Raw genomic sequence first — 14,274 nt, 5'->3', positions numbered from 1 at the left:
GATATATCAGAGTGCCGAAATTCTGAAAGGATCAAATTGTATGGAGATCAAAATTGCTCTCGCAGGTAACCCTAACTGCGGTAAAACAACTCTTTTCAACGCTCTTACAGGTTCAAACCAGTTCGTAGGTAACTGGCCGGGCGTAACAGTTGAAAAGAAAGAGGGTAAGCTCAAAGGTCATAAGGACGTAGTTATCATGGACCTTCCTGGTATCTATTCTCTTTCACCTTATACACTTGAGGAAGTAGTTGCAAGAAACTATCTTATAAGCGAGCGTCCGGACGCTATCCTCAATATCATCGACGGTACAAACCTCGAAAGAAACCTTTATCTTACAACACAGCTTGTTGAGCTTGGTATCCCTGTTGTTGTTGCTATCAACATGATGGACGTTGTTAAAAAGAATGGCGATAAGATAAATACAGATCAGCTTGCTAAGGAGCTTGGCTGTCAGGTCTGCGAGATATCCGCACTTAAAGGCACTGGTATCAAGGAAGCTGCTGAGCTTGCAGTAAAGGCTGCTGAGTCAAAAGTTCCAATGGTACCTCAGCATTCATTCAACGGCGTTGTTGAACACGCTATTGCTCATATTGAGGAAGCATTTCTCCATGATGTTGCTGAAGAACAGCAGAGATGGTACGCTATAAAGATATTCGAGAGAGATGAGAAGGTCATTGAACAGCTCGGTATGTCTGAGCAGGTAAAGGCTCATATCGAAAAGGATATCTGCGCTGCTGAAAAAGAAATGGACGACGACTCGGAGAGTATCATCACAAACGAGAGATACATTTACATAGCTTCAATAATCAAGGATTGCTATAAAAAGAAAAATCAGGGCGGCCTTACAACATCAGATAAGATCGATAAGATCGTTACGAACCGTTGGCTCGGTCTTCCTATCTTTGCAGTAGTTATGTTCCTTGTTTACTATATCTCAATGGTAACAGTAGGTTCAGCCGCAACTGACTGGGCAAACGACGGACTCTTTGGTGACGGTTGGCATCTGTTCGGCATCGGTTCATCTGACGCTGAGGACGCTGCTGACGAATATGGCAGCTCGCTTGACATAATCAACGCATTTATCGAGCAGCAGGGCGGCGAGGCTATCGACAACGAAGCTGACGATTTTGACGTTGCCGCTGCAAAGACAACAGCAGACAACCTGCTTGCTACAGTAGATAAGTCCGCAACTGCTGATTATACAGTAGAGGACGAGGAAACACTTGAAGAAACAACAAAAACAGCTAAGTATGCTGATCTGGAAGCTGCAGTTGCAGCCGCTGAGAAGTATAAATTCGCTGATCCGGATCCTGCTGATTACGGCGTATGGGTACCAGGTATCCCTGTACTTATCGAAAGCGGTCTTGACGCAGTAAACTGCGCAGATTGGCTCAAGGGTCTTATCCTTGACGGTATCGTAGCCGGTGTTGGTGCGGTTCTTGGATTTGTACCACAGATGCTCGTACTCTTCATTCTTCTTGCTATCCTTGAGGCTTGCGGTTACATGGCTCGTATCGCATTCGTAATGGACAGGATCTTCAGAAAGTTCGGTCTTTCAGGAAAGTCATTTATTCCGATCCTTATTGGTACAGGTTGCGGTATCCCTGGTATCATGGCTTCAAGAACTATCGAGAACGAGCGCGACAGACGTATGACTGTCATGACAACAACATTTATTCCTTGCGGAGCTAAGACGCCATTTATTGCAATGATCGCAGGTGCTATCTTCGGCGGCTCTGCTTGGGTAGCAACAGGCGCATACTTCATCGGTATCGCAGCTATCATCATTTCAGGTATCATGCTGAAAAAGACAAAGATGTTCGCAGGAGATCCTGCACCATTCGTTATGGAGCTTCCTGCTTACCATATCCCAACAGTAGGCAACGTACTCAGATCAATGTGGGAGCGTGGCTGGTCATTCATCAAGAAGGCTGGTACTATCATCACACTTTCAACTATCTTCGTATGGTTCACTTCATACTTCGGCTGGGTAGACGGTTCGTTCGGTATGCTCACAGAAGACCAGATGGAATACAGTATCCTTGCTCACATTGGTAAGGCTATCTGCTGGATCTTCGCACCTCTTGGCTGGGGCAACTGGCAGGCAACTGTTGCAGCTGTTACAGGTCTTGTTGCTAAGGAGAATATCGTTGGTACAATGGGTATCCTTTACGGCGGCGGAGATGGTTCAGTTTACTCTGCGATCGGTGCTGCATTCACCGGCATCACAGGTATGTCGTTCCTTATCTTCAACCTTCTCTGTGCACCTTGCTTCGCAGCAATGGGAGCTATCAAGCGTGAGATGAACAGCAGAAAGTGGTTCTGGTTCGCTATTGGCTACGAGTGTGGTTTTGCTTATGTTATCGCACTTATCGTAAATCAGCTTGGCAACCTCTTCACTGGTAAGGTAAATGTTATCGGTCTTATCTTTGCAATAGCTCTTATCGCTCTTATCATCTATATGCTCGTTAGACCTTATAAGGAAAGCACAAAGCTTGAAAAGGACGTTAAGGTAGGCGCAAACGCATAATAAAAAGCAAATATCATCACTGATCTTGCATAAACAGTTGGGAGGATAATTATGTACACAGTAGTCGGTACGATTCTGATAGCAGTGATTCTCATTGCTATCGTGGCAGCTATAATTTACAAGCTCGTAAAGGATAAGAAACAGGGCAAAAGCTCTTGCGGTGGCAGCTGCGGCTGTTGTCCAAATTCTTCTCGCTGTCACAGATCATGATAAAACAGTAATAAACTTCGGGGAGGTCATCTGAATGCTGACTAAATCACAGAAAAGGTATTTATTTGCCATATACAGACTGGGTCAGAACGGCAGACCTGTCAAGTCCACAGAGGTAGCTTCTGTTCTGGGCGTGACAAAGGCAAGCACCGTCAAGATGACTCAGAAGCTTATAGACGAGGGCTATATAATCAAAGAGCCTTACCGTGAGATCACACTGACATCTGAGGGCATAAAGGCAGCTAATGAGCTTTATACTCCAAGTGTGATACTTCAGGATTTTCTTGAAAACCGTGTGGGCGTTGAGAGAAAAAATGCCGAGAATGACTCGGTGGCTATTGTTTCTCAGATATCTGAGGACGCTCTCGACAAGCTTGTAAGCTTTGCTTTGCAAAGCACGACAAACGGCTAAATCAGTAATATTTATATCGTTAGATCCCGCCTTTTTCGGCGGGATTTATCAGATATATCGGTTAGCTGCAATTAACCACAATGTGAAGTAAGTTATGGCATACAAATATGTATAATAAGACGTTTAAAGACGGCAAAGATACATTATTAAAATAAATGGTTGGAAAGGGGAATGAATGTGTTTCTTGAAATAAAGAACATAAAAAAGCATTTTGGCGAGGGCGAGAGCAGAGTTGAAGTGCTTAAGGGCATTGATATCGAAATAGAAAAAGGAGAGTTCTGCGTGCTTCTCGGACCGTCAGGCTCAGGTAAATCAACACTTCTGAACATTATAGGAGGCATTGACGCCGCTGACGAGGGGTATATCTCAATAAACGGCGAAAAGACTGCCGATATGAACGAAAAGGCACTGACCCTTTACAGAAGAAAGCACTTGGGTTACATCTTCCAGATGTACAACCTTATACCTAACCTGAATATCAAGGAGAATATCGAGGTAGGCGCATATCTTAGCGACAAACCTCTTGACGTTGACGACCTGCTTAAAACTCTTGGGCTTTACGAACATCGTCACAAGCTTCCTAATCAGCTTTCGGGAGGTCAGCAGCAGAGAACTGCTATTGGCAGAGCCATCGTCAAGAACCCTGACATCCTGCTCTGCGACGAGCCTACAGGTGCGCTTGACTACAATACCTCCAAGGAGATATTACAGCTTATAGAGGACGTAAACAAGAAGTATGGCAACACTATCATAATGGTAACACATAATGACGCTATCAAGCAAATGGCTGACAGAGTTGTAAAGCTCAGAGATGGTATGATAAGAAAGAATTATCTTAATGAAACTAAGCTCACAGCCGCAGAGCTTGATTGGTAAGGAGGGTCATCATGAAAAACCCTCTTATCAAGCGTTTGCCCAGAGAGCTTAAGGGCGAAATAGGAAAATACATCGTTCTGTTTTTGTTCATCACAATGATGATAGGCATAGTATCAGGCTTTCTTGTTGCGGCAGGCAGTATGTCTGTTGCTTATGACGAAAGCTTTGAGAAATACAATATCGAAAGCGGAAATTTTGAGCTTCTTCAAAAAGCCGATGATGATGCTATCAAGAAGATAGAGAACGGTGAGGAGAAGATAAAGGTATATGAAAATTTTTATCTTGACAAAGAAACAAAAGAAGTTGACAGCACTATCAGGCTTTTCAAAAATCGTAAGGATATCGACAAGATATGTATAATGGACGGTGAGCTTCCTTCTGCTGATGACGAGATCGCTATTGACAGAATGTATGCTGACAATAACAAGCTTAAAGTCGGCGACAGCCTGACGGTCGGCGGCAAGAAGCTTAAGATAACAGGTCTTGTTGCACTTTCAGATTACAGCGCACTGTATTCTAATCCGTCTGATATGATGTTTGACGCTTTGAAGTTCGGTGTAGCTATCGTTACCGATACGCTTTTTGACGATTATGGTGAGGCTGATCTTCATTACAGCTACTCATGGAAATATGGTAAAACCCCGGCAAACGACGAGGAAGCTCAGGATATGGCTGAGAAGGTCATGAAGCATATAAATGGAATCTCAATGCTCACTCAGTTTATTCCGGAATACTCAAATCAGGCGATACATTTTACAGGCGACGATATAAAGGGCGATAACACCATGATAACAGTTTTTCTTTATCTTGTTATGGTCATAATCGCATTTGTTTTTGCTATAACAACGGGAAACACCATTGCAAAAGAAGCAAACGTTATAGGTACGCTCAGAGCCTCAGGCTACACAAAGGGCGAACTTGTTAGACATTATCTTGCAACGCCTATGATAGTCGTGCTTGTATCTGCCATTGTAGGCAACATACTTGGTTACACCTGCTTTAAGGATTTTGCTATCAAAGCGTACTATGGAAGCTACAGTCTGCCAACATACAAAACGATCTGGAACGCAGATGCGTTTATAAAGACGACAGTAGTTCCTCTTATAATACTTTTCGTAATAAACCTTGTAATGCTTGTAAATAAACTAAGTCTTTCACCGCTTAAATTTTTAAGGCGTGATCTTAAAAAGCGTCAGAAGAAAAAGGCTTTTAAGCTCAACACAAGGATAGGCATATTAAAGCGTTTCAGACTTAGAGTCATCTTTCAGAACATTCCTAACTATATTACAGTGTTTGTTGGCATTCTTTTTGCTAATGTTATCATCTTCTTTGGCCTTGGCATGAAGCCTATGCTTCTTCATTATCAGGATATAATAGAAGATAATATGATAAGCAAATATCAGTATGTGCTGAAAATGCCTGCTGAAACTAAAACAGAGGGTGTAGAGAAATATTGTTCAGGCTCTCTTAAAACTGTCGATGACAAGCTAAAAGAGGAAACGGCAACTATTTACGGAGTTAAAGAAAACAGCAAGTTCGTTCATGCAGATATAAAAGACGGCGGAGCGTTTATCTCTGATGGTTATTCTCAGAAGTATAACATAGAGGTCGGCGATGAAGTGACGCTGAAAGAGTCTTACGGAGATAAAAAATACAATTTTAAGGTAGAGGGTATCTATGACGATCCTGCAACTATAGCAGTTTATCTGACAGACAGCGACTTCATAAAGACCTTTGAACTTGAGGACGGGTATTTTAATGGTTATTTCTCCAATACAAAGATAAAGGATATAGACGATCTGTATATTGCGACAACTATAACGAAAGACGACCTGACAAAAACATCACGACAGCTCATACTGTCTATGGGTTCTATGATAAGTATGTTTGCGACAGCGGGTATTATAATGTTCATGCTAATTGTTTATCTTCTTTCAAAGGTCATAATAGAAAAGAACAGCCAGTCTATTTCTATGACAAAGATACTGGGTTACAACAACAGGGAAATAAACAGCCTTTATATAACGACTACGACCATAGTCGTTATAGCCTCAATGCTGCTGACTGTTCCTATAGTAAATGTCACTTTGAAGTATATATTCAAAGTTGCTTTCGCTCAGTATTCAGGCTGGATGCCATATTATGTGCCAGCAAAAATATTTGTTGAAGTGCCGTTGCTCGGTATCGTTTCATATGCGGTGATAGCATTTATCCTTACAAGACGTGTAAAGAAAGTACCTCTTGATGAGGCACTCAAAAATGTAGAGTAATTCTTCCAAATCATTCTTTTTTAATTGAGCTGTGCTGTCGGTATGTATCGGTGGCACAGTTTTTTTGTGCTTTTTTTATAACTTTTTTTGAGAATCGCTAATTTGGAAAAATGAGTTAGGCAATCGTCGTAAATTTTATTAATATCTTTACTATACTTTAACATATTATTAACAGCATAGTGATACATTATATGATATGGAATTATACGCTTTTATAAAAAGGCTCTGCTTAATGAAGAGAAGAAGTGCAGAGAACTGCTGTGAATGGCAGTATGTCATTCGGTGGGAGGAAAAATATGAGTAAACAAAAGAAGCCTGCAGGCGGTTTGAATATTATTATTGTGGGCTGCGGAAAAGTAGGCACGACCCTTGTTGAACAGCTTGTGAAAGAGGGTCACGATATCACGATAGTTGACAAGAATGCAAAGAAAATACAGGAACTCAGTAGTCTTTATGACATTATGGGCATCGTAGGAAACGGCGCAAGCTTTAGCGTTCAGCAGGATGCCGGCATAGAGAACGCCGACCTTATAATTGCTGTCACAGAGTCTGATGAGCTTAACCTGCTTTGTTGTACACTTGCCAAGAGAGTAGCAAAGTGTTCGGCTATAGCAAGAGTAAGAACACCTGATTACAGCAAGGAGATAGTCTATCTAAGAGAGAAGCTTGGCCTTGCAATGGTCATAAATCCTGAGCTTGAGGCTTCAAGAGAAGCGTCAAGAATACTTTGTCTGCCAACAGCTCTTGAGGTAAACACCTTTGCGAATGGTCAGGCGGAGCTTATAAAGTATAAGATACCTGAGGGCAATCCTCTTGTCGGCACTACGATCGCTGAGCTTAGCCGTAAAACGGCAACAAACCTGCTTATATGCGCTGTTGAGAGAGAAGGGGAAATATATATTCCATCTGGCGATTTCACAATGAAAAAGAATGATGTTATCTCATTTTGCACCCAAAGAAATTTTTCAAGAACGTTCTTTGAGGATCTCAGTGTGAAGACAAATCAGGTGAAGAACACAATGATAATAGGCGGTGGCAAGGCGGCTTATTATCTTGCAAAACGTCTTATTGGCATGGGGATCAACGTCAAGATAATCGAGAATGACAGACAACGCTGTGAGGATCTCAGTGTGCTTTTGCCAAAGGCGATAATAATAAACGGTGATGGCACTGACGAGGAACTTCTGAAGGAAGAGGGCATAGAGTATGCAGAGTCATTTGTGGCTCTCACGGGAATAGACGAAGAAAATATCCTGCTCACTCTTCATGCCAGACAAGTGTCAAATGCTAAGACTATCACAAAGATAAACAGGATAAACTTCAAGGACGTTATAAGCAGACTGGACCTTGGAAGCGTAGTATATCCAAGATATATCACCTCTGAGGCGATAATAGCCTACGTCCGTGCGAAGAACGAATCGGGAGATAGCAATATCGAAACGCTGTATCATTTGTTCGATCATAGAGTAGAAGCTATCGAGTTCAAGGTGGATCAGGAGTCAGAGGTCACAGGTGCACCGCTTCAGGCTCTTGATTTAAAAAGACATTTGCTTGTAGCGTTCATAAATCGAAACGGCAAGATCATTATCCCGAGCGGTCAGGATACTATAGAGAGGGGCGACACTGTAATGGTCGTCACTACTCATACGGGATTTAACGATATCACTGATATTCTGAAATAGCGGAGGAAATATGAACAGCTCGATCATTCGATATATTTTAGGAAACGTTATGCGAATGGAAGCCTGCTTTTTGCTTCTGCCTTGCATAGTGTCGCTGGTTTACGGGGAAGGCGTGGGACTTTATTATCTTGGAACAGCCATTGTGTGCCTTGTTTTTGGCGTGGTAATGGCTTGGAAAAAGCCTAAAAACTATGTGTTTTATCTCAAAGAGGGTTGTATAGCAACATCTTTGAGCTGGATAGTTATGAGCCTTATTGGGTGTATGCCTTTTTGGATAAGCGGAGAGATACCAAGCTTCACGGATGCTATGTTTGAAACAGTTTCCGGCTTTACAACAACCGGTGCTTCGATCCTTACCAATGTTGAGGCGCTTTCTCATACTGCACTTTTTTGGCGAAGCTTCACGCACTGGATAGGCGGTATGGGAGTTTTAGTTTTCCTGCTTGCTATCATACCGCTGAGCGGTGGCTCAAATATAAATCTTATGAGGGCGGAAAGCCCTGGACCATCAGTGGGCAAGCTTGTTCCAAAGATGAAATATACCGCAAGGATACTTTATATAATCTATTTTGGCATGACCATATTGGAATTTATTTTCCTTATTATCGGCAAAATGCCTGTGTTTGACAGCATTTGTACAGCCGTTGGAACGGCAGGCACGGGTGGTTTTGGAGTCAAGAACGACAGCTTAGGAAGCTATTCGCCATATTTGCAGTGGGTGGTTGCCATTTTCATGATACTGTTTGGCGTGAATTTTAACGCATACTATTATATTATATACAGGCACTTTAAAAAGGCATTCAAAATGGAGGAAGTACGGTGCTATTTTGCTATAATCCTCATTGCCACAGCTATAATATTCGCAAATATCCTCGACCGCTGTGTTAGCATTTTTGACGCACTTACAAAATCAGTATTTCAGGTGGCGTCGCTCATTACAAGTACGGGCTTTTCAAGCACTGACTTTAATCTGTGGCCTCAGATATGCCGGACGGTGCTTGTACTTATAATGTTCATAGGAGCTTGCGCAGGCAGTACGGGCGGAGGTATAAAGGTATCAAGAGTGATCGTGCTTTTCAAGACAATGATAAAGGAGCTTCACTCATATATACACCCAAAGAGCATACGCAAGGTAAACCTTGACGGCAAACCTGTTGAGCATGAGATAGTGCGTTCTATAAATGTTTATATCGTAACATTCGTGATAATTTTTGCTTCATCAGTTTTTATGGTGGCATTTGATGGTAAAGATCTTGTAACAAACTTTACTGCTGTGCTGACAACCATCAATAACATGGGACCTGGTCTTGCGGAGGTAGGTCCAACAGGCAACTTTTCAAACTTCTCTGTTTTTTCAAAGTTCGTTTTCATGTTCGATATGCTTGCAGGCAGATTGGAGCTTTTCCCTCTGCTGATACTTTTCCACCCCTCTGCATGGAAAGATCTTATCTCTAAAAGGGCGGAAGCAAGAAAATTCTGATAACATAAAAAGGACTGCATCTCGACCCATTCAGGGACGATGTGCAGTCTTTTGATTTTCTATAAGGTATGTTATTTAAAGAAAAACCCTGCTGTCATGTCAAGATAATTTCCGCCGCTGTAGTTTGGATACTGCTTCTCGACTTCTGCCTTGAAGCTTTCTGCGCTTGTGCAGTTTGCAGCAATGGATTTGAGGTTTTCAAGATAGTCTATCTTTGTCTGAGCGTCTTTAAGATCCTCAGGTGTGTAGTGGGAAGTGAGTATAAGGTCATAGCCCTTTGCAATATAGTCACGAAGCTGTGCAATTATTGCGTCAGCGTGACCTGCCCCTGCAACGATAGAGTGGCAATCGTGACCGAGCATATGAGTGTAAACTGCATTTATCTCAGGTATCTCAACGTCAAATGCCTCAGAAGTCTGCTTGATAACAAAATCAATGCCGCCGATAGCGATCTTGCCTTCGCCGATAACGTTCGTTATCTTGTGAACTGACTTGTCGAAAATATCGCCGAATGCGCCTGTGAAGTTGTTGATAAGAGCCTTTCCACCACCGTTTTCTGAATATTCCACAGCGTTCTGTGTTGCATACTTAGGCACGTCAGGCAGGAACGTTGCGCCTGCGCCGTGATATGCCACCAGCATACCTTCTACCTCAACGTCCTTGAGATAGTCTGCAAGCTCGGTATTGTTGTCAAAGAAGCAAGGTGACTCGATAACGACAGCCTTGCCGTTTTTCTCGACGATAAAAACTTCGTTGTCGATAAAATCGTTGGTCTTGTAAGCGTGAAGCTTTATGCCACCGAAATCGTAAACGTTCACTTCGCCTTTTGCGAGCTTAACAGATGTAAATGTATTTTTGTTCATAATATATTCCTCCTAAAGTTTTGCGTTTGGATTTGACTTTCGGAAGAACAAGCGCTTGATCTCTTTCCTTGACTTTATCATATCACAAAGTTTTTACCTTGAAAAGTACGCACTTTTTTGTAAGGTAGTTACCAAAAAGTAAGTTTTGCGCAAAAACGCTGTTTTTATGTAAAAATAAAATTGTAAACATTATATGAATAAAACTAATGTTGCTTTTTGACTTGTAATATGCTATAATGAATGTAACATTCTAAATGAAACTATTGAGGTGATAATATGCTGAGAAAAGAAGATCTGCCTGAATGTCCTATAGCAACAACTGTGCAGCTTATCGGCAACAAGTGGAAACTGCTTATCCTGCGCAATTTGCGTATGCGTCCATGGCGGTTTAATGAGCTTCAAAAGTCACTGACAGGTATAAGTCAGAAGGTGCTTACGGAAAATCTCCGTGCAATGGAATCAGACGGGATAATCGTTCGCACTGTTTATGCAGAAGTGCCGCCGAGAGTAGAGTATTCGCTAAGCGACCTTGGCGAGACCATGCGTCCTATTTTAGACGCTATGGAGAAGTGGGGAAATGAATATAAGGCATCATTTAATTGAATTATAATAATATACAGAATAAGTAAAAGCAAAAGACTGCATATCGACCTGAAAATGGTCGTAATGCAGTCTTTTGTTGTAAGATCAAATTGTAAATTTAAAAATGCTAGCTTTTTACGCCTGTTATTTTACAGCCTTTTTGAACTGCTGTTCATATTTATGCTTGGTCGCTATTCCGCCTCTTATATGTCTTTCACGTTTGTTTTCCTCAAGGACCTCTTTTACGCTTTTGAAAAGCTGAGGAGAGATTTTCGGCAGACGTTCTGTCAGATCCTTATGTACTGTGGATTTGCTTATGCCAAATTCCTTTGCCGCACAGCGTACCGTGGCTCTGTGTGCCGCAACATATTCTCCAAGCAGCACACATCGTTCCTTTTCGGATCCATTCATTGTTCACACCCCATTAAATTTTTCTGTAGTAATCTATATGCTGTTGCTTACCTCATTATTACTTGACGTTCTTTCAGACTTTACAAAATAATTGCCGATAATCAAATATTTTTATGCAAAATGCTTGAAATCACACTGGGAATGTGCTATAATGTAAGTGTGATAGAGATACTGTCACAGAATATGAACGAAACGAGGGGATAAGGGCAATGAAACTTAATTTTATCGGTGCAACACATGAGGTAACGGGAAGCTGTACATATATAGAAGCCTGCGGAAAGAGATTTCTGGTGGATTTCGGAATGGAGCAGGGCGTTGACTATTTTGAAAATGCGAAGATACCTTGTCCTCCTGGAAATATAGATTTTGTATTGCTGACTCATGCTCATATAGATCATTCAGGTCTGCTTCCACTGTTGGCGGCAGGCGGCTTTGCTGGACAGATACACGCAACGGAGGCCACTTGTAATTTATGTGAGATAATGCTGAGAGATTCAGCGCATATTCAGGAGTTTGAAGCAGAGTGGAGAAGCAGAAAGGGCAAACGTAAGGGCACTGGCGAAGTGTCGCCACTCTATACTATGGCAGACGCAGAGGCGGCTATTGCCTGCCTTTGCCCACACCCATACAGTGAGGTGACGGAGATATCCGAGGGCATAAAGGTACGCTTTATCGACGCAGGTCACCTGCTTGGTTCATCGAGTATAGAGATATGGCTCACAGAGAACGGCGAAGAACGTAAGATCGTATTTTCGGGAGATATAGGAAACCTTGACCAGCCTCTTATCAGAGATCCGCAGTATATAACGGAGGCAGATTATGTTGTAATGGAGTCAACATACGGCAACCGTCGCCATGATAAGCCGAAGGACTATGCAAAGAGTCTTGCAGAGGTCATTCAAAAGACATTTGATAGGGGAGGAAACCTTGTTATACCGTCATTCGCAGTGGGCAGAACTCAGGAACTGCTGTATTTTATAAGGCATATCAAGGCGGAGAATATGGTGACGGGTCATGGGGATTTTCCTGTGTATGTGGATTCTCCACTTGCTATCGAGGCAACGCAGATATTCAACAAGAACAAAAATTCCTGTTTCGATGAAGAGGCAATGTCCTATGTGAACAAGGGCATAAATCCTATCACTTTCAGCGGACTTAATATCGCTGTCACAAGTGACGAGTCAAGAGCCATAAACTTTATTGACACACCTAAGATAATAATTTCCGCAAGCGGTATGTGCGAGGCAGGCAGAATAAAACACCACCTCAAGCACAATTTGTGGAAACCTGAAAACACCATACTTTTTGTGGGCTATCAGGCAATGAATACCCTTGGAAGAAGTCTTGTAGAGGGTGCAAAAACGGCAAAGCTTTTCGGTGAGGAAGTCGTTGTCAGGGCTGAGATACTGGTGCTGCCAGGCGTGAGCGGCCATGCTGACGTTGACGGTCTGGACAGGTGGATAAAAAGCTATGAAAAGCCGCCTAAGAAAGTTTTTGTCAACCACGGCGAGGATTCAGTTGCCGAGGCGTATAAGGAGCATTTGCGTAACGATTTCGGGCTTAACGCCTTTGCACCTTACAGCGGTGCGGAACTTGACCTTATAAGCGGCGAGTTCAAAAACACGACCCCTATAAAGATAGTCAAGAAGACAGGTGCGTCGCCTAACTATCAGCGTCTGCTCAGCGCTCTTGACAGGCTGACGGCTTTGGTAAACAAAAGCTCAGGTCTTACGAATAAAGACCTTGCAAAGCTCACTGATACCATAAATAATATCTGTGCAAAGTGGAACGATTAGCTTTTGCTGCACATATAATATGAGATACAGGGCAACACTGCACGCTTTATGTGTGGTGTTGCCTGACGCATACGAAAGGAACAAACCACACAATGAAAAAGATACACGTCAGTGCTATAAACAGAAAGGTCAGAGATGACGAAAAGCTTTTTGTTGAAGAGTGCGACAGAAAATATAATGAAAAGCTCGTTGCCATTGCAGACAGCATCGAGGAGCATCAAAAGGAGAAGCCTATATTGCTTTTGGCAGGTCCGTCAGGGGCGGGCAAGACCACAACAGCGTTGAAAATAGAGGAAATACTTGACAGCAGGGGGATACACACCCACACTATCTCTATGGACGATTATTTTCTGCCTGCTGACAGCTTCACCGCTGTTATAGGAGAGGACGGCAAGCCTGACTATGAATCTCCTGACAGAATAGACCGAAAGCTTCTTTATGAGCATATGGAAAAGATAAACAGCGGTGAGGAAGTCGTTCTGCCGAAGTTTGAATTTTCAGAACAATGCAGGCGTGATGGAGAAAAACTCAGACGAAACAAAAACGACATAGTTGTTTTTGAGGGTATCCATGCCCTTAACCCGGAGGTCACAGGTGCGGCTGGGGATTATGCAAGATGTATGTACGTCAGTGTAAGAAGCAGACTTGAATTGAAAGACGGTGAGCTTCTGCATCCTTGCTATATCAGGCTTATGCGCAGACTTATAAGGGACGGATTTTTCCGTGGCAGAAGTGCAACGGAAACACTAGATATGTTCGACAGCGTTGAGGCTGGCGAGAACAAGTATATAATGCCATACAAGCACAGGGCTGAGTTTTCAGTGGATACTTTTCACGCTTATGAGCCTGCCTTGTATAAGAACTATCTTTTGGATACACTGCGACGTGAGAGCAGGAGCTATAAGGATTTTGAACGCTTTTTGCCTATGCTAAAAGCCCTTGAGGAGATAGAGCCGGTGATGCTCGAAAGTGTGCCTGTAAATTCCCTTGCAAGGGAGTTTGTAGGTGAAAGCAGCTATAGCTACTAAGACGATAAAACGCCGTCGGAAAAGGACGGCGTTTTGCTATGTTTGCTTGACTTTTTTTATAAAAAGTAGTAAAATGAAATAAGGTAAGTACAGGTATTTTTGAAAACGTTTTCCTGAACGTGATCATTGAATAA

12 protein-coding genes are annotated in these 14,274 nt (G+C 42.5%); 10 read left to right on the top strand and 2 right to left on the bottom strand.

What is annotated here, in order from left to right:
- Nucleotides 1-40: 40 nt before the first annotated feature.
- The 7 genes from KQH97_RS02875 (at nt 41) to KQH97_RS02845 (ending at nt 9,460) form a co-directional block, all read left to right on the top strand.
- Nucleotides 41-2,530 carry a ferrous iron transporter B gene (locus KQH97_RS02875; RefSeq protein WP_216552623.1) on the top strand — a complete coding sequence of 830 codons (2,490 nt, stop codon included), beginning with the start codon at nt 41-43 and terminating at the stop codon, nt 2,528-2,530.
- 51 nt (nt 2,531-2,581) lie between these two features.
- Entirely contained in the window at nt 2,582-2,740 is a 159-nt protein-coding gene (locus KQH97_RS02870; protein WP_117865120.1) for a FeoB-associated Cys-rich membrane protein, read from the top strand.
- 34 nt (nt 2,741-2,774) lie between these two features.
- Complete coding sequence (locus tag KQH97_RS02865) at nt 2,775-3,152, top strand: metal-dependent transcriptional regulator (RefSeq protein WP_117877934.1); 378 nt, start codon at nt 2,775-2,777, stop codon at nt 3,150-3,152.
- A gap of 177 nt (nt 3,153-3,329) precedes the next feature.
- Nucleotides 3,330-4,028, top strand: a complete 699-nt coding sequence (locus tag KQH97_RS02860) for an ABC transporter ATP-binding protein (protein WP_216552652.1) — start codon at nt 3,330-3,332, stop codon at nt 4,026-4,028.
- 11 nt (nt 4,029-4,039) lie between these two features.
- Nucleotides 4,040-6,298: an ABC transporter permease gene (locus KQH97_RS02855; protein ID WP_216552621.1), complete on the top strand. Its 2,259-nt coding sequence runs from the start codon at nt 4,040-4,042 to the stop codon at nt 6,296-6,298.
- A 296-nt stretch (nt 6,299-6,594) separates the two neighbouring features.
- A complete protein-coding gene (gene trkA / locus KQH97_RS02850) occupies nt 6,595-7,980 on the top strand; it encodes a Trk system potassium transporter TrkA (RefSeq protein WP_216552619.1) in 1,386 nt (461 codons plus the stop codon).
- Nucleotides 7,981-7,990: 10 nt separating this feature from the next.
- Nucleotides 7,991-9,460 (top strand): TrkH family potassium uptake protein, encoded by a 1,470-nt coding sequence (locus tag KQH97_RS02845; RefSeq protein ID WP_216552617.1) that lies wholly within the window; start codon nt 7,991-7,993, stop codon nt 9,458-9,460.
- Nucleotides 9,461-9,531: 71 nt separating this feature from the next.
- Here the strand turns inward: KQH97_RS02845 and KQH97_RS02840 are convergent, their stop codons facing one another.
- Nucleotides 9,532-10,323 (bottom strand): hypothetical protein, encoded by a 792-nt coding sequence (locus KQH97_RS02840; RefSeq protein ID WP_117938386.1) that lies wholly within the window; start codon nt 10,321-10,323, stop codon nt 9,532-9,534.
- A gap of 276 nt (nt 10,324-10,599) precedes the next feature.
- Between KQH97_RS02840 and KQH97_RS02835 the strand changes: the two genes are divergently transcribed.
- The gene (locus KQH97_RS02835; RefSeq protein ID WP_117877944.1) at nt 10,600-10,926 is read left to right on the top strand and encodes a helix-turn-helix domain-containing protein; all 327 of its coding nucleotides are present in this window, start codon (nt 10,600-10,602) and stop codon (nt 10,924-10,926) included.
- Nucleotides 10,927-11,049: 123 nt separating this feature from the next.
- Here the strand turns inward: KQH97_RS02835 and spoIIID are convergent, their stop codons facing one another.
- A complete protein-coding gene (gene spoIIID, locus KQH97_RS02830) occupies nt 11,050-11,316 on the bottom strand; it encodes a sporulation transcriptional regulator SpoIIID (RefSeq protein WP_038671255.1) in 267 nt (88 codons plus the stop codon).
- A 209-nt stretch (nt 11,317-11,525) separates the two neighbouring features.
- On the opposite strand from spoIIID, the gene KQH97_RS02825 reads away from it, so the two are divergent.
- Together KQH97_RS02825 and KQH97_RS02820 are read left to right on the top strand one after the other, a co-directional pair.
- A complete protein-coding gene (locus KQH97_RS02825; RefSeq protein ID WP_117938385.1) occupies nt 11,526-13,112 on the top strand; it encodes an MBL fold metallo-hydrolase RNA specificity domain-containing protein in 1,587 nt (528 codons plus the stop codon).
- Nucleotides 13,113-13,204: 92 nt separating this feature from the next.
- Complete coding sequence (locus KQH97_RS02820) at nt 13,205-14,140, top strand: uridine kinase (RefSeq protein WP_216552615.1); 936 nt, start codon at nt 13,205-13,207, stop codon at nt 14,138-14,140.
- Nucleotides 14,141-14,274: the final 134 nt, after the last annotated feature.

Source organism: Ruminococcus sp. MSJ-25, assembly GCF_018917825.1.
GTDB lineage: Bacteria > Bacillota > Clostridia > Oscillospirales > Ruminococcaceae > Hominimerdicola > Hominimerdicola aceti.
This window is presented reverse-complemented; position numbering and strand designations above follow the sequence as displayed.